Annotated in this window: 13 protein-coding genes and 1 other annotated feature; of the genes, 10 read left to right on the forward strand and 3 right to left on the reverse strand. The window is 43.2% G+C overall.

The annotated features are described in order from the left end of the window. A complete protein-coding gene (locus QOZ98_RS09225; protein ID WP_308787181.1) occupies positions 1 to 2,142 on the forward strand; it encodes an ATP-dependent Clp protease ATP-binding subunit in 2,142 nt (713 codons plus the stop codon). Between the two features lie 31 nt (positions 2,143 to 2,173). On the opposite strand, the gene QOZ98_RS09230 is transcribed toward QOZ98_RS09225, so the two are convergent. Next, positions 2,174 to 2,359, reverse strand: a complete 186-nt coding sequence (locus tag QOZ98_RS09230; protein WP_142826108.1) for a YjzD family protein — start codon at positions 2,357 to 2,359, stop codon at positions 2,174 to 2,176. A gap of 187 nt (positions 2,360 to 2,546) precedes the next feature. Between QOZ98_RS09230 and QOZ98_RS09235 the strand changes: the two genes are divergently transcribed. The 8 genes from QOZ98_RS09235 (at position 2,547) to QOZ98_RS09270 (ending at position 13,119) form a co-directional block, all read left to right on the forward strand. Then, entirely contained in the window at positions 2,547 to 3,485 is a 939-nt protein-coding gene (locus tag QOZ98_RS09235; RefSeq protein ID WP_308787182.1) for a beta-ketoacyl-ACP synthase III, read from the forward strand. Between the two features lie 27 nt (positions 3,486 to 3,512). Then, positions 3,513 to 4,748, forward strand: a complete 1,236-nt coding sequence (fabF, locus tag QOZ98_RS09240) for a beta-ketoacyl-ACP synthase II (protein WP_308787183.1) — start codon at positions 3,513 to 3,515, stop codon at positions 4,746 to 4,748. A 563-nt stretch (positions 4,749 to 5,311) separates the two neighbouring features. Beyond that, positions 5,312 to 6,328, forward strand: coding sequence for an ABC transporter ATP-binding protein (locus QOZ98_RS09245; RefSeq protein WP_142826111.1), 1,017 nt, complete (start codon positions 5,312 to 5,314; stop codon positions 6,326 to 6,328). After that, a complete protein-coding gene (locus QOZ98_RS09250) occupies positions 6,315 to 7,250 on the forward strand; it encodes an ABC transporter ATP-binding protein (protein ID WP_142826112.1) in 936 nt (311 codons plus the stop codon). Before QOZ98_RS09245 ends, QOZ98_RS09250 begins: the two co-directional genes overlap by 14 nt. A gap of 5 nt (positions 7,251 to 7,255) precedes the next feature. Continuing rightward, positions 7,256 to 8,218 (forward strand): oligopeptide ABC transporter permease, encoded by a 963-nt coding sequence (gene opp4B, locus QOZ98_RS09255; RefSeq protein WP_308787184.1) that lies wholly within the window; start codon positions 7,256 to 7,258, stop codon positions 8,216 to 8,218. 25 nt (positions 8,219 to 8,243) lie between these two features. Then, positions 8,244 to 9,155, forward strand: a complete 912-nt coding sequence (locus QOZ98_RS09260; RefSeq protein WP_308787185.1) for an ABC transporter permease — start codon at positions 8,244 to 8,246, stop codon at positions 9,153 to 9,155. 117 nt (positions 9,156 to 9,272) lie between these two features. Beyond that, positions 9,273 to 11,099 (forward strand): oligopeptide ABC transporter substrate-binding protein, encoded by a 1,827-nt coding sequence (gene opp4A / locus QOZ98_RS09265; RefSeq protein ID WP_142826115.1) that lies wholly within the window; start codon positions 9,273 to 9,275, stop codon positions 11,097 to 11,099. A 289-nt stretch (positions 11,100 to 11,388) separates the two neighbouring features. Beyond that, on the forward strand, positions 11,389 to 13,119 hold the full coding sequence (locus QOZ98_RS09270; RefSeq protein ID WP_308787186.1) for a peptide ABC transporter substrate-binding protein: 1,731 nt from the start codon (positions 11,389 to 11,391) through the stop codon (positions 13,117 to 13,119). A 36-nt stretch (positions 13,120 to 13,155) separates the two neighbouring features. Here the strand turns inward: QOZ98_RS09270 and trpS are convergent, their stop codons facing one another. Continuing rightward, on the reverse strand, positions 13,156 to 14,145 hold the full coding sequence (gene trpS / locus QOZ98_RS09275; protein WP_308787187.1) for a tryptophan--tRNA ligase: 990 nt from the start codon (positions 14,143 to 14,145) through the stop codon (positions 13,156 to 13,158). A gap of 47 nt (positions 14,146 to 14,192) precedes the next feature. Then, positions 14,193 to 14,406 (reverse strand) — a binding site (T-box leader). Between the two features lie 43 nt (positions 14,407 to 14,449). Further along, complete coding sequence (locus tag QOZ98_RS09280; RefSeq protein ID WP_308787188.1) at positions 14,450 to 14,800, reverse strand: DUF3899 domain-containing protein; 351 nt, start codon at positions 14,798 to 14,800, stop codon at positions 14,450 to 14,452. Positions 14,801 to 15,034: 234 nt separating this feature from the next. Between QOZ98_RS09280 and QOZ98_RS09285 the strand changes: the two genes are divergently transcribed. Then, positions 15,035 to 16,738, forward strand: coding sequence for a peptide ABC transporter substrate-binding protein (locus tag QOZ98_RS09285; protein WP_308787189.1), 1,704 nt, complete (start codon positions 15,035 to 15,037; stop codon positions 16,736 to 16,738). Positions 16,739 to 16,745 lie beyond the last annotated feature (7 nt).

Here is a 16,745-nt window from a genome sequence, read left to right on the forward strand (position 1 = left end):
ATGGTTCAATCCCCAAATAACACAGAGCAAAAATCTCCATTGGAGCAGTTTGGCCGCAACATGGTCGAACAGGCACAATCCGGAAAAATGGACCCAGTCATTGGCCGCGACCAGGAAATCCGCAACGTCATCCGAATCCTGTCACGGAAAACGAAAAACAACCCCGTGCTGATCGGAGAACCTGGCGTCGGCAAAACGGCGATTGTCGAAGGGCTGGCACAACGGATTGTCCGCAATGACGTACCGGAAGGGTTGAAAAACCGGACCATTTACGAACTTGATATGAGTGCCTTGATCGCCGGCGCCAAATACCGCGGGGAATTCGAAGAGCGTTTAAAAGGCGTCTTGAAACAAGTGAAAGACAGCGAAGGACAGATTATCCTGTTTATTGATGAAATTCACACCATTGTTGGAGCCGGTAAAACAGAAGGTGCGATGGATGCAGGGAATATGCTGAAACCGATGCTTGCACGAGGAGAGTTGTATTGCATCGGGGCGACTACGTTGGACGAATACCGGATGCATATTGAAAAAGACCCAGCCTTGGAACGCCGTTTCCAGCAGGTGATGGTGCGAGAGCCTTCGGTGGAAGATACCGTATCCATTTTGCGCGGTTTGAAAGAACGCTTTGAACTGCACCATGCTGTCCGGATCCATGACCGGGCGATTGTAGCTGCGGCTGCGATGTCTGATCGTTATATTACCGAGCGCTTTTTGCCGGACAAAGCCATCGATTTGATCGATGAGGCTTGTGCCATGATCCGCACGGAAATCGATTCGATGCCGCAGGAACTTGATGAAGTGACGCGCCGTCTTATGCAGCTCGAAATTGAAGAGCAGGCGCTGATGAAAGAAAAAGATGCAGCGAGCAAAACCAGATTAGAAACCTTGCGTGGAGAAATCACAGAGCTTCGGGACTCTTCCGCAGATATGAAAAATCAATGGACTGAAGAAAAAGAGTCATTGAAAAAAATTCAGGAAAAACGTGAACAGCTGGACCAGTTCCGCAGACAGCTGGAAGACGCCGAAAACCGCTACGACTTGAACGCCGCAGCTGTTTTGCAGCATGGCAAAATTCCTGAGCTCGAAAAAGAACTGCAGGCTTTGGAAGCGGATCTTGAAAAAGAAGGCGCTGAACGCTTGCTTCGCGAGGAAGTTACCGAAGAAGAAATTGCAGGTATTGTCGCAAGATGGACGGGCATACCGGTGACGAAACTAGTGGAAGGCGAGCGGGACAAGTTGCTGCGTTTAGGCGATACTTTGAAAAAACGTGTAATTGGCCAGGACCAGGCAGTCGAACTGGTAACGGAAGCAGTATGGAGAGCACGCGCCGGCATCAAAGATGAAAGAAAGCCAATCGGTTCGTTCATTTTCCTTGGGCCAACAGGGGTCGGAAAAACAGAATTAGCCAAAGCACTGGCAGCAAACTTGTTTGATTCGGAAGATCATTTTATCCGGATCGATATGTCCGAGTATATGGAGAAACACAGCGTTTCCCGTTTGGTCGGAGCGCCGCCGGGATATATCGGCTACGAGGAAGGCGGGCAGCTGACAGAAGCGGTACGCCGCAATCCATATTCGGTTGTGCTGCTGGATGAAATTGAAAAAGCACATCCGGATGTTGCCAATATCCTGCTGCAGATTTTGGATGATGGGCGCATCACCGATAGCCAGGGGCGGCTTGTCAATTTCTCGAACACCGTTGTGATAATGACTTCCAACATTGGATCTGCTTACATCAGTGATGCCAGCAGCGAACATGATATTGAAGATATTGTCATGAGTGAATTGCGGAAGCACTTCAAGCCGGAACTTTTGAACCGCATTGACGATATCGTCATTTTCCATGCGCTGAATAACACTCATTTTTATGGCATAGCGAAGAAAATGATTGCGGAACTTGCTGCCCGCATCAGTCAGCAGCAAATCAAGCTGACAGTGGATGATTCGGTTATCAGTTATATTGTTGAAGCCGGAACCGATCCGGTCTTTGGAGCGCGTCCATTAAAACGTTTTATTCAGCGCAATATCGAAACAAATATTGCCCGTGAACTGATCAAAGGCGGGATTGTGGCCCATACGGAATTGGAATTGACGATGGATGACAACAAACAAATCATTATCAACAAAAAAGAAGCGTAATCCGGATTTCCGGATTACGCTTCTTTTTGTATTAATGTTTTTCAGGAGCAGGGCCTTCTGGGATAATAGCTGACATTACAAAAATCAGAATGGAAACCGCAACTGAAATGTAAACGCCGATCATGAAATCGAAGGGTACGTTTTGTACTGCACTAACCACGTAGTTGACCAATGAAATCAATAAGAATGACCATAAAAATGTTCCAATATATTGCATCTAGTTTCACCTCTACATAGAATATCTAGATTAATCATAGCATAAGCCTTAACAGACAGAAAGAAAGATTCCATAGAATGAAGATTTTTTGTCGGAATTATGTCAGTTAGTTGAAATTAGCTATCCAGTGGCGTATTATTAACACCAGGTACTAATATATGATGATAATTGAAATGAGGGATAGAAGATGAATGCTGGAATAGTCGGTTTGGGCAGATGCCTGCCGGAAGATAGATTGACGAACTTTCAATTAGAGCAGCGCATGGATACTAGTGATGAGTGGATCCGTACAATGACAGGCATAGAAGAACGCCGCATTGCGAAAGACGGTCAAGACACTTCCGACATGTCACGGGATGCTGCAAAAAAAGCGATTGAAGATGCTGGCATTGATCCTGCTGAAATCGGTTTGATCTTAGTAGCGACAGTTACGCCTGACCAGCCTTTTCCATCAATGGCTTGTGTTATCCAACAGGAAATTGGCGCTGTCAACGCTGCTGCTATGGATATTTCAGCTGCCTGTGCAGGGTTCATGTATGGGGTCATTACCGCAAAACAGTTCATCGATTCTGATGTTTATAAATATGTGTTAGTTGTCGGCGTCGAAAAACTATCGAAAATCACCAACTGGGAAGACCGCAATACCGCTGTCCTTTTCGGGGATGGCGCCGGGGCTGCAGTCATCGGCAAAGTTTCGGAAGGCCGTGGAATTCTGTCTTTTGAACTTGGAGCTGACGGTTCTGGTGGGAAGCACCTTTATCAGGACGAAAAAGACCACTTGCAGATGAACGGCAGAGAAGTATTCAAATTTGCTGTGCGCCAAATGGGTGAGTCAGCAATAAACGTGATTGAAAAAGCGGGACTGCAAAAAGAAGATGTCGATTTTTTAATTCCCCATCAAGCAAATATCCGCATCATGGAAGCATCCAGAGAACGCTTAGGTCTTCCGGTTGAGAAAATGTCAAAAACGATTCATAAATATGGCAACACTTCAGCAGCGTCCATTCCGGTTTCTCTAGTTGAAGACGTCGAAGAAGGCCGCGTGAAAGACGATGACGTTATCGTTATGGTCGGCTTTGGCGGCGGATTGACATGGGGCGCAATTGCTATGAAGTGGGGCAAATAATCAGGTATGCGAAAGGAAGAAGATAGAATGGAAAATCGCCGTGTAGTTATTACAGGAATTGGTGCTGTAACACCTTTGGGAAATAATATTGAAACCACATGGGAAGCCATAAAAAACGGTAAATCCGGTGTTGGGCCACTAACTAGATTAGATGCAGATTTGTACTCAGCGAAAATTGCTGCAGAAGTAAATGACTTTTCGATAGAAGATTATATTGAAAAGAAAGATGCGCGGAAAATGGATCGCTTTACGCATTATGCGCTGGCTGCGTCTATTATGGCAATGAAAGACGCGAATCTTGAGTTGGATGACAAAACAGCGTTGCGGACCGGTGTTTGGATCGGTTCGGGAATTGGCGGAATGGAAACCATAGAAAACCAGATGAACGTACTGAATACAAGAGGTGTTCGTCGCATCAGTCCCTTCCTGATTCCAATGATCATTCCGGATATGGCATCAGGCCAAGTATCAATTTATTTTGGTGCGAAAGCCATCAACTCATGTTCAGTGACAGCTTGTGCTTCAGGCACAAACTCGATCGGAGATGCCTTTAAAGTGATTCAGCGCGGAGATGCAGACGCCATGATTTCTGGTGGAGCAGAAGCGCCGATTACTCAATTATCAGTAGCAGGATTTACAGCCAATACAGCACTGACAACAAATCAGGATGCAGCTACAGCATCCCGCCCGTTCGATAAGAACCGGGATGGTTTTGTCATTGGTGAAGGTGCGGGAATCGTTATTCTTGAGGAATACGAGCACGCAAAAGCGCGCGGCGCTAAAATTTATGCCGAAGTAGTCGGCTATGGTTCCACTGGAGATGCTCACCATATAACAGCTCCTGCTGAAGGCGGAGAAGGTGCAGCCCGTGCGATGGCACAAGCCCTGGCAGATGCTGGTGTTGAAACTACGGAGGTTGGATACATCAACGCTCACGGCACAAGCACACCATACAATGACTTATACGAAACCATGGCTGTGAAAACAGTATTTGGCGAGCACGCTTATAAGCTGGGAATGAGCTCGACAAAATCCATGACCGGCCATTTGCTTGGAGCTGCCGGCGGAGTCGAAGCGATATTCACTGCCCTGGCATTGCAGGAAGGCATCATGCCGCCAACAACCAATTATGAAACGCCTGATGAGCAGTGTGATTTGGATTATGTTCCAAACAAAGCACGTAAAGCGGATCTTAAATTTGCGATGAGCAATTCATTAGGATTTGGCGGACATAATGCATCTTTGGTATTCAAAAAGATTTAAAGAGTAACAGGAGCAAATGGCAAGCTGCGGAAACAATCCGCTGCTTGCCATTTTTATATTTATGAAAGTAAATGATTAGGGAATAAACCCATAATTTTATAAAAATTGAAAAAGTTTTCCGATTATTCTTTGTCTTATGTTATCCTAAATTAGAGAGGCAATAGTATTGAGGTATTTGGATGAATAATTCTAGTTATGTGATTAATAACTCCTATTATTGCCGATTGTTAGGGAACAAGTATTTATGTCTAAAATAAAAAGCTCTTAAAATGCTTATTCTTCAGCGTTTTATCAAAGAAATGCAAGTTTTATACGGCTTGATTTTTTGGAAAATTAAAAATAATATTGTTTTTGTAATTTTATTGTAATAAAATTAATAAGAGAGACTATTATTTAAAAAAAGTATAGTAGCTTATGTGAAATTTTTACATAAGTGAAAACTTACAGTTTTTACTTTATTTTTTTAAAATGATAAGTCTGAAGATTGAATTTTTATGATGTGCCGGCTGCAATAGTAAGCTATCAAATTACCATAGAATAGTTATCAGTTGAGGGGGATAAATGTGAGTGAAGTTTTGCTTGACATCAAAAATCTAAAAACGTCCTTTCGAATAAAAGATCATCATTATGCTGCTGTCGACGATGTAACGTTAACAGTCAAAAAAAATGAAGTGTTAGCAATTGTTGGCGAGTCAGGTTCTGGGAAAAGTGCATTTGCCTTTTCCATTATGGGACTGCACACAAGAGCCAAAATTGAAGGGGAAATCAATTACAAAGGCAGTAATCTAGTACAAGCAGGACCTAATCAAATGAAGAAACTGAGGGGCAAAGAGATGGGGATGATCTTCCAGGATGCCCTTTCTGCGCTGAATCCGCTTATGGTAGTAGGTGCCCAAATCGATGAAGCGATTTTCCTCCATAACCCAAAAAGCTCCAAGAACCTGCGAAAACTGCAGGTCATTAATTTGCTGAATCAGGTCGGCATCCCCCGACCCGAAAAAACCTATCATCAATATCCACATGAACTTTCTGGAGGGATGCGTCAGCGTATTGTAATCGCAATGGCAATTTCAAATCAGCCAGAACTGCTGATTGCAGATGAGCCAACTACTGCTCTGGATGTGACAATCCAATCGCAGATATTGGATTTGATAAAAGAATTGAAAGAAACGATCCATGCTGGAATTATTCTGATCACCCATGATTTAGGGGTAGTGGCGGAAATGGCAGATAGGGTAGCGGTTATGTATGCAGGGCAAATTGTGGAAATCGCGGATGTTTATACGTTGATGGAAAACCCGCAGCATCCGTATACACGATCTCTTTTAAACTCAATCCCGACATTAAATGATGTAAAAGAAGAACTTCACGTAATACAAGGCGTCGTTCCGTCGCTCCAGAATTTGCCGAGAACCGGATGCCGGTTCGCTTCACGAATTCCTTGGATCGAGGAATCTGAGCACGAGGCTTCACCGGAACTCCACGAAATTAGTCCTGGCCATTATGTGCGCTGCACTTGCTACAAGGACTTTTACTTCCCAGAACAAGCCGAGGAGGAGCGCAATTATGTCGCTAATTGAAGTTGAAAATCTGAAAGTTCACTTTCCGGTGCGCGGGGGTGTCTTTCAGACAGTTAAAGATCATGTGCGTGCGGTAGATGGCGTCTCATTTTCGATTGAGCAGGGCCAGACATATGGGCTGGTTGGTGAATCCGGATCAGGAAAAACGACGACAGGCCGCGCAATTATTGGATTAAATGATATAACTTCAGGAAAAGTCATGTTCGAAGGCAGAGATTTGGCTTCTGTCAGCAAAAAAGAATATATCGATGTGCGAAAAGATATTCAGATGATTTTCCAGGATCCTTTTTCCTCCCTGAACCCCAAAAAGCGGGTGGCGGATATTGTAGCTGAGCCGCTTCGCAATTATGAAAACCTATCTCCTAAAGAAGAGCGAGTCCGTATTCAGGAGCTGATGGAGTTGGTGGGACTAAGTCCTGAATCCATCTATAAATACCCGCACGAATTCTCGGGAGGGCAGCGGCAGCGGATTGGCATTGCCCGGGCAATTGCGCTCAACCCGAAATTGATTATTGCGGATGAGCCGGTTTCAGCTTTGGATGTATCTGTACAGGCCCAGGTTCTGAACTTTATGCGAGAAATTCAAAAAGAACTGAACTTGACGTATTTATTCATCAGCCATGATTTGGGCATCATCCGCCACATGTGCGATCACATCGGCATTATGTATAAAGGGCGATATGTAGAACACGGCACTTCAGAAGAAATTTTTACGAATCCGCAGCATATTTATACGAAGCGTTTGATAGCGGCCATTCCAGACAGCAATCCACGGAATCGCGAAATGCACTATGAAAACCGCAAATTAGTAAAAACCGAATATGACAAGCTGGAAAAAGACTTTTTTGATGAAGAAGGTTTGCCTTTCTCGTTAAAATCAATTTCAGCTACCCATCAAGTAGCATTGCCTGAGAGAGGTTGAATGGTATGTGGAAATTAATTGTACGCAGAACGCTTATAACAATCCCGCAAATTATTGTCTTAAGTATTTTGGTCTTTATTTTAGCTCAGGCTATGCCTGGCGATGCTTTGACAGGGCTGATCGATCCAAATATCGATCCCGCTACCATTGAAGCGATGAGAGAACGGCTCGGATTGAACAATCCTTGGTATGTCCAGTATGTCGATTGGGTTAAAGGGGTCCTGCAAGGGGATTTCGGACAATCTTTCCGCTTTAAGATGCCTGTATCCGAACTGATCGGTGAACGCATGATCAATACATTGTGGCTGTCTTTAGCAACCTTGATCCTGACTTACTTGATCGCCATCCCACTTGGCATCATCAGCGGCCGCTTTAACGATACATGGTTAGACCGTGCCATCACAGGATATACGTACATCGGATTTGCAGCTCCATTATTTATTTTCGCTTTGGTTATGCTGTTCATTTTTGGATTCCAGCTCGGCTGGTTCCCAACAAGCGGCAGTGTTGCACCAGGCACAGAGCCTGGGACTTTTGCCTATTTTATCAGCAAACTCAACCATTTATTATTGCCGGCATTGTCGATGGCATTGATCACGACTGTTTCTACAGTCCAGTATTTGAGAAGTGAGATCATTGATACAAAACAAAAAGATTTTATCGTAACTGCCCGTGCCAAGGGATCTTCCGAATCAAGGGTTTATAATCGCCACGTATTGCGGAATTCCTTGCTTCCAATCGCAGCGTTTTTCGGCTACGAGATTACCGGTTTGATTGGCGGGACCATATTCATCGAAAATATTTTTGGCTACCCAGGAATGGGTGAATTGTTCCTTTCTTCCATCAGTTTACGTGATTACAGCGTAATGACGGCTCTAGTCCTGTTGTTCGGACTTGCGGCAATTATTGGTGCATTGTTATCTGATATTATCTTGAGTTTGGTCGATCCACGTATCCGAATTAAATAATAAATGACAATTTTGAGGTGTAAATATGAGAATTGATAAAGACAGCGGAGCACAAATTCCGGATGTAAGCCTCGGCAAAAGCCCATCCGGATTTAGTATATTACTAAGAGAGTTAATTCGGGACAAAATTGCATTTGGTTCTCTTCTGTTCTTGTTCCTGATCATTATCGGTGTTTTCGGTACATCCATCATCATGGACCAGTCCGAAATCATCAAAGTCGACCTTTTCGCTCTTTATGAACCACCGTCGGCCACTTATTGGCTGGGCACTGACTATGGTGGACGCGACATTTTTGGCCAATTGATTATTGGAACGCGCAATTCATTGGCAATCGGCTTTTTGGTCACACTTTTGACAGGAATTATCGGTATTTTGATCGGACTGATTTCTGGATATTACGGCGGCACTGTGGATAATGTCTTCATGCGTTTTGTCGACTTTTTTATGGTTCTCCCAATCTTGATGATTGTTATCGCATTCGTAACAGCTGTACCTGGATACAGCATCGTATCCTTCTCGTTAATCATGACAGCTTTCTTATGGATGGGAATTGCGAGGCTGATTCGTTCAAAAGCACTTCAGGAAAAAGAATTGGACTATGTGAAAGCCTCCAAAACATTAGGAACTTCTGATTTTAAAATCATGTTTTTCCAGGTGCTGCCAAATCTTAGTTCGATCATCATTGTGACGATGACGTTAAATTTGGCAGGAAATATTGGCATCGAATCTGGCCTTTCCTTTTTAGGATTCGGCTTTCCGGAATCGACTCCAAGTTTAGGGACTTTGATCAGTTATGCAAGAAACCCTCAAACACTGGAATTAAGATGGTGGATTTGGTTACCGGCATCAATACTCATTTTTGTCTTGATGCTTTGTATAAATAATGTCGGGCAAGCCTTAAAACGCGCTACCGATGCCCGGCAGCGCAGAGGGTAACAAAAAAGTGGGGAAAAGGGGGAGTAGGGTTCTAAGTACCAGGCAGAAATTACTCTATTCAAGTGCAACAACAGTCCAAAAGAGCTTTATTCGAGAAGAAAGAGGAGGAAACAGAGAATGCCGAAAAATAAATGGTCTAGATATTTAGCATTGCCAATGTTGTCTTTTGCTTTGATATTAGGAGCTTGTTCCGGTGATGAAGAGGCTTCCCCAGAAGAAGGCGGCGGAGAAGCCGAAACTGATGGTGGACAGGAACTTGAGAATGGCGGAATGTATTCAATCGATGATTTCAGCAACGTGAAAACAAATGAAGGCGAAGCGATTGACGGCGGAACTATTACATTTGGTTTGGTATCAGATACCGTATTTGAAGGAACACTAAACTGGAACTTCTATTCTGGCGCGCCGGATGCTGAAATCCTTGAATGGTTTGATGAAGGTTTACTAACTTGGGATGAAAACTATGTCTACACAAATGATGGAGCGGCAACATATGAAGTTTCAGAAGACGGCCGTACATTCACTTTTACAATTGGCGACAATGTCAACTGGCATGACGGCGAACCTGTAACTGCAGAAGACTGGCTGTTTGCACACGAAGTAATCGGTAACCCCGACTATGACGGCCCGCGCTATAACTCTGATTTCACAAACATTGAAGGAATGGAAGAGTACAACAGCGGATCTGCTGATACGATTTCAGGCATTGAAGTAGTTGACGAAAAAACTTTGTCAATTACGTATATTGAATCTACACCTTCTCTTTTGACAGGAAGCATCTGGTCTTACCCATTGGCTAAGCACATCTTTGGAGACATGGCAGTTGCCGATATCTCTTCTTCACCTGAAGTGCGTGAAAACCCAATCGGTTTTGGACCATTCAAAGTGGATAGCATTGTACCTGGAGAGTCTGTAACTCTTTCTAAAAACGAAGACTACTGGCGCGGCGAACCAAACCTCGATGGCGTTACAATCAAAGTAATCAGCAGTTCGACAGTAGTTCAGGAACTGGAAACTGGCGGAGTTGACTTGATCAGTGAGTTCCCAGTGGATCAATTCCCGGATAATGCTGAAATGTCGAACGTGGAATATTTAGGAGCGATTGATCGCGCCTACACTTATATTGGCTTTAAATTAGGAACATGGGATGCTGAAAGCAGCACGGTAGCTTATGACCCTGAAGCGAAAATGAACAACAAGGAACTTCGTCAAGCTATGTGGCATGCAGTAGACAACACAGCAGTCGGCGAACGTTTCTATAATGGTTTGCGTTGGAATGCGACAACATTGATTCCACCATCCCACCCTGAATTCCATGACGATAGCAATGAAGGCCGTGCGTATGATCCTGAAGCAGCAAATCAGCTTTTGGATGATGCAGGCTATGCAGATACAGACGGAGATGGCTTGCGTGAAGATCCGGAAGGCAATCCACTTGAGATTAACTTTATCTCAATGACAGGCGGCGACACAGCTGAACCGTTGGCACAATACTATGTTCAGTCTTGGGAAGCTGTTGGTTTGAAAGTGAACTTGGAAATGCTTGAATTCAACTCATTTTATGACCGTGTCGGCAACGGCGGCGAAGATGATCCAAATGTAGATGTCTTCCAAGCAGCATGGGGAGTAGGCATTGACGTAGATCCTTCAGGGCTCTACGGCGCTAACGCCATTTACAACTTTGCGCGTTGGGAAAATGAAGATAACGAGCGCCTCCTTGCAGAAGGTCGTTCAGAAGAATCGTTTGACCTTGCATACCGCCAGGAAGTTTACAACGAATGGCAGCAGTTGATGGTTGAGGAAGTACCAGTATTCCCGACATTGTACCGTGCAGTATTAAGCCCGGTTAACGATCGTGTATTAAACTATGCAATCGGCGATGGTACGGAAGTTTACTTGAATGAACTTGCGGTCAACGCAGAATCACCAGTCACTGCAGAATAGTAAAAAGAAAAAGTAACCCTCGGGTTGCTTTTTTTTTTTTTGTTTGAAAATGCATTACAGTTTTTAGTCCATTCGCATCCCGGCACGTCGTTTCGAATTTATAAGACGACTAGGAAGTCCTGTTAATTTCACTCATCTGCTTAAACTACTGTCTTTCTGGATCTATAAAATTTTATGATGATAAAAATTTGATTAATTTATCTTAATTATCAAATAAATGATATGAATTTAGCGAGGTAAGCGTATAATGAAATCATACATATAGACTAAATTTGAAGGAGGAAAAGAAGTGAAGATCACCAAAGTTTTTATGTTTATGGTATTGGTTTTACTGGCAATTGTCGTTGTGTCTGGATGCAGCGAACAAGACATTGTCACAGAGACGGATGCAGCACAGAGCGGCGGTGAAGAGACAAAAGAAGAGGAGAGCAGAGACGAAAAAAATCATTTCGAGAAGGATGACGAACAAATTCTCAACATAATGGAAATGGGTGCACTGACATTGCTGGATTCGGTAATTGCTCAAGATGTGGGTACGTTTAATGTATTGAACAATGTTAATGAAGGGCTTTTCCGTCTGGATGAAGACAACCAAGCGATTCCGGCGCTTGCTGTAGAAGAACCAGAGATTAGTGAAGATGGATTGACTTACACATTCACCTTGCGTGACGCCAACTGGTCGGATGGTACACCGATTACGTCAGCAGATTTCGTTTACTCCTGGCAGCGTGCAATAGACCCGGCTACAGAGTCGCCTTATGGACCTTACATGATGACGGGAACTATCGCAAATGCCGAAGCCATTGCTGCAGGTGAAATGGAGCCTTCGGAATTAGGCGTAGAAGCACCGGATGACAGCACATTGATTGTTACACTCGAGCGCCAAATTCCATACTTTATTTCCCTGATGTCGTTCGGAACTTTCTATCCCCAAAATGAAGCGTTTGTTACAGCAGCGGAGGACGCTTATGCTACAAACGCTGATCAGGTTCTTTATAATGGGCCATTCAAATTGACCAATTGGGACGGCAGTGATGGATCAAGCTGGACAATGGAAAAAAATGAAGAATATTGGGATGCTGAAACAGTTGTTCTTGAAACGATCAATGTAGACGTTGTAACAGATCCTCAGACCGCTGTTGACCTATACACTTCTGGTGAAAAAGACATTACGTTTCTTGCAGGTGAATTCGCCAAGCAATATTCCGATGATCCGGAAGTGATGGAAGGGCAGAGTCCGAACGTGTTTTACTTTAAATTCAACCAGCTGCGTGAAGATGAAAGAACAGCTCTGGCAAATGAGGACATTCGCAGAGCTCTGGCACAAGCTTACGATAAGGAGGACATCGTTGGAAAAGTCCTTGCAGATGGCTCAATGCCGGCAAACTATTTAGTGCCGTCGGAATTCGCTTTCAATGAAAACGGTGAAGATTTTCGTTCTATAAATGGAGACATGCTTGAGTACAACACTGAAGCAGCTGCTGAATTATGGAGCCAGGGATTAGAAGAAGAAGGGCTGGATGAACTCACGCTGGAACTTTTGGGAGAAGATCATAACGTTGCTATTGAACTGAATGAAGAGTTGAAAGTTCAATTGGAAGAAAATCTGGAGGGACTTACTATTGATTTAAAAACAGTCCCTTTTGAGGAACTCCTGGCACTTGAAGAAGCACAGGATTATGATCTCCTGCATACAGGGTGGGGACCGGATTATTTGGACCCAATGACATTTCTTGATCTGTTTGTGACGGATTCTCCACTCAACTCGATGTCTTATTCGAATGAAGGATTTGATGCGTTGATCGAATCGGCTAAAGGGGAGCTGGCACGAGATCCGGTTGCCCGGTGGGAGGCTATGGCCGAAGCTGAAAGAATCCTGCTCGAAGAAGATGTGGCCATTGCCCCTATCTTTCAGATGGGGACCATGTCGTTGAAGAAACCTTACGTGAAAAATATCGTTAAACACCCATTTGGAAGTGATTATAGTTTTAAATGGACATATATTTCTGGAAAAGAATAAACAAAAAGGGCTGCAATCAGAGCAGCCCTTTTTGTTTTATTTTCTTTTACGCCCGAGACCCATGGCGTTTTCCATTTTCTTCAATGTCTTGTTTGCCAGGAAGTTGGCTTTTTCAGCGCCAGCGTCAAGAACTTTGTCCAGTTCGTCCGAATCGATCAAAGCAGCATACCGTTCTTGGATAGGTGCCAAGTGTTCAGTAACAGCTTTAGCGACAGAAGCTTTAAAATCTCCATAACCTGAACCTTCGTATTTCGCGACCAGATTCTCAATTGATTCACCGGTCAGAGCAGCTTCAATGGTCAATAGATTTGCCACACCCGGTTTGTTGATTGGATCATAGCTGACGATGCCTTCTGAGTCGGTCACTGCGCTCTTAATTTTCTTTTCAATCGTTTTCAAGTCATCCAACAATGTGATGATTGCTTTTTTGTTGGCATCTGATTTGCTCATCTTTTTTGTTGGATCTTGAAGTGACATGATGCGAGCGCCATTTTTCGGAACACGGATATCAGGGATTGTAAAGATATCGTTGTATTTGCGATTAAACCTTTCTGCTAGATCACGTGTCAGTTCAATATGTTGTTTCTGGTCATCCCCTACAGGCACAATATCGGTCTGATACAACAGGATATCAGCAGCCATTAATGGAGGGTAAGTTAACAACCCGGCTAGTACAGAAGCATTTTTAGCTGATTTGTCTTTATACTGGGTCATGCGTTCAAGTTCTCCAATGGTCGAAACGCATTGCAGCATCCATCCGGCTTGTGCGTGCGCCGGAACTTCCGATTGGATGAACAACGTCACTTTTTCAGGATCGATGCCGACAGCCAGGTAAAGCGCCGCTAATGCCTTGATATTTTTGCGCAGCTCTAAGCGGTCCTGGGGCATCGTGATCGCATGTTGATCCACTATGCAAAAGATACAGTCATATTCATCTTGCAAATCCGTAAACTGTTTAAAAGCGCCTATGTAATTTCCGAGTGTTACTGTACCGGTAGGCTGAACGCCTGAAAAGATTTTTTTCATCTCAATTCCTCCTCAAAGTAAAAAACACAGCACACATCCCTAAAAAAAAAAGGGACGAATGATGTGTTTTCCGCGGTACCACCCTAGTTGCCGTCGCCGGCCACTCTTCTTCATAACGTGAAGAACACGGAACCGGCTACTTATTTGTTCACCGGTTCAGCTCAAAAGTCCATTCAATGCAGCACTTCATCTGTTTTCACCAACCACAGACTCTCTATTATAGAAGGAACTGCATTTACTCCTCTTTTTCATCGCTCATTTTATATCCTATTATTATAATACATTAACAAATCAGGACGCAATATTAGAGACTGTAAATCGCTAAACAAATTGCCATTAACAGCAAGGTGATAGTTCCTGAAATGAGCAATGGTGCACTAGAAAAGCCTAGAGCTTCGGAAGGCGGCCGCATTTCGTCGTCATCCAATGTGGATTTTAGCTTGAAAGCTTTTCTCATGCTGGCAGTGAATATATCAAATACACCTGTCCGGACGACAAAAATCCACAAGCCAAAAAACATTAAGATGCCGCCATAGATAAATGAGTTGTTAATATATGACAGAAGAGAGAGGTTTTCCGATCGTAAAAATATGGTGATAAAAATCAATAATTGTATAGCAATTAAGAAAAAAAGGATTTTTTTCAAGTTTGGCACCTCGTTTCTTATCAATTGTAGAAGAAATTTTAAAAAAAATCAAAAAAATATTCGTTTATCGTAGACGCCGAAAACGCTTACAAATCCAATATTCTTGCGGTTTTCTGTAATATCAATGTAACGGAATTGTTACAAGAGTGTAAAAATTTCCAAAAAAAGTTCTGTACAAGAAAAAAATATTATGTATAATTAGCCTTGTACCAATTTTTCAGAAAATTCGAGGGGGTCAATTAAGTGAAGAACAGCAAGATTTTTTGGCTATTAAGCCTAGTTTTAGTTCTAAGTGCTTTTCTAGCAGCATGTGGCGGTGGAGACGATACTGACACAGGAACTGAAGCTCCAGAAGAAACAGAAGGTACAGAAGAAGCTGGGGATTTAGACTCAGAGCAAGTTCTTAACTTGATGGAAACAGCTGAAATTCCTACTATGGATATTTCATTAGCTGAGGATGCAGTTGCGTTTAACATTTTCAATAACGTTAACGAAGGCTTATTCCGTTTAGATCAAGAAAACTTAGCTGAACCTGCAATTGCTGAAGGCGAACCTGAAGTCAGCGAAGATGGTTTGACTTACACATTCACACTACGTGATTCAAACTGGTCAGATGGTACTCCAGTTACTGCCAACGATTTCGTTTACTCTTGGCAACGTTCAATTGATCCTGCTACAGGTTCTCCGTACGGAGCTTACATGATGGCTGGTTCGATTGTAAATGCTACTGAAATTGCTGCAGGTGAAATGGAACCAACTGAACTTGGAGTTACTGCTGTAGACGAAAAAACTCTTGAAGTACAACTAGAGCGTCCAGTACCTTACTTCATGTCACTGATGGCTTTCCCAACTTTCTACCCACAGAACGAAGCTTTCATTACTGAAAAAGGCGATGCTTATGCTTCTAATTCTGAAAACTTAATTTTCAACGGACCATTTACTCTTAATGACTGGGATGGTACTGGTTTAACTTGGTCAATGCAAAAAAATCCTGAATACTGGGATGCTGAAACAGTACAACTTGAAACAATCAACGTAGACGTTGTAAAAGAGCCTGCTACTGCAGTTAACCTTTACAACTCTGGCGAAAAAGACCGCGCTGGTTTGAGCGGCGAGTTTGCAATGCAATATGCAAATGACGAAAACTTGGTTACTGAATTGGAACCAACTGTTTTCTACTTCAAGCTTAACCAAGAACGTAACGGCGAAGAAAATGCACTTTCGAATGTCAACATTCGTCAGGCAATTGCAAAAGGTTTCAACAAGCAAGATTTGGTTGACGTAGTATTAGCTAACGGATCATTGCCAGCTAACTACCTAGTACCAACAGAATTCACTTTCGATGAAAACAATACGGACTTCCGCGATGTAAATGGAGATCTTGTTGAGTTCAACGCTGAAGAAGCTGCAGAACATTGGGCTACTGGCCTTGAAGAATTGGGAGTAGAAGAAGTTACTCTTGAAATCCTAGGTGGAGACACTGAAACTGCTAAAAACATGGATGCTTATCTTAAAGAACAACTTGAAACTAATCTTGAAGGTTTGACGATCAACCTTAAAGCTGTACCTTTCGGAGTTCGTTTAGAACTTGACGAAGCTCAGGACTATGACATCCAAACTGCTGGATGGGGACCTGATTACCAGGATCCTATGACATTCATTGACTTGTTTGTTACTGGATCTGCTCAAAACAAAATGTCTTACTCAAATGAAGAGTATGATGCTTTAGTTGAATCTGCTAAAGGTGAATTGACTTCAGATCCTGCTGCACGTTGGGAAGCAATGGCACAGGCTGAAAAAATCCTTCTGGAAGATGACGCTGCAATCGCGCCAATCTATCAGCGTGGTTTGATGTCTCTTCAACAGCCTTATGTTAACGGAATCGTTACACACCCATTCGGTGGAGATTACAGCTACAAATGGGCATACATTTCGGGCAAAGAATAATTTAATC

Origin of the sequence: Planomicrobium stackebrandtii (assembly GCF_030814955.1) — a bacterium.
GTDB lineage: Bacteria > Bacillota > Bacilli > Bacillales_A > Planococcaceae > Planococcus > Planococcus stackebrandtii.

Excerpts from the sequence above, each read along its gene's own strand:
- QOZ98_RS09225 (WP_308787181.1), top strand. The coding sequence starts at position 1 with ATGGTTCAATCCCCAAATAACACAGAGCAAAAATCTCCATTGGAGCAG.
- QOZ98_RS09230 (WP_142826108.1), bottom strand. The coding sequence starts at position 2,359 with ATGCAATATATTGGAACATTTTTATGGTCATTCTTATTGATTTCATTG.
- QOZ98_RS09235 (WP_308787182.1), top strand. The coding sequence starts at position 2,547 with ATGAATGCTGGAATAGTCGGTTTGGGCAGATGCCTGCCGGAAGATAGA.
- fabF (WP_308787183.1), top strand. The coding sequence starts at position 3,513 with ATGGAAAATCGCCGTGTAGTTATTACAGGAATTGGTGCTGTAACACCT.
- QOZ98_RS09250 (WP_142826112.1), top strand. The coding sequence starts at position 6,315 with ATGTCGCTAATTGAAGTTGAAAATCTGAAAGTTCACTTTCCGGTGCGC.
- opp4B (WP_308787184.1), top strand. The coding sequence starts at position 7,256 with ATGTGGAAATTAATTGTACGCAGAACGCTTATAACAATCCCGCAAATT.
- QOZ98_RS09260 (WP_308787185.1), top strand. The coding sequence starts at position 8,244 with ATGAGAATTGATAAAGACAGCGGAGCACAAATTCCGGATGTAAGCCTC.
- opp4A (WP_142826115.1), top strand. The coding sequence starts at position 9,273 with ATGCCGAAAAATAAATGGTCTAGATATTTAGCATTGCCAATGTTGTCT.
- trpS (WP_308787187.1), bottom strand. The coding sequence starts at position 14,145 with ATGAAAAAAATCTTTTCAGGCGTTCAGCCTACCGGTACAGTAACACTC.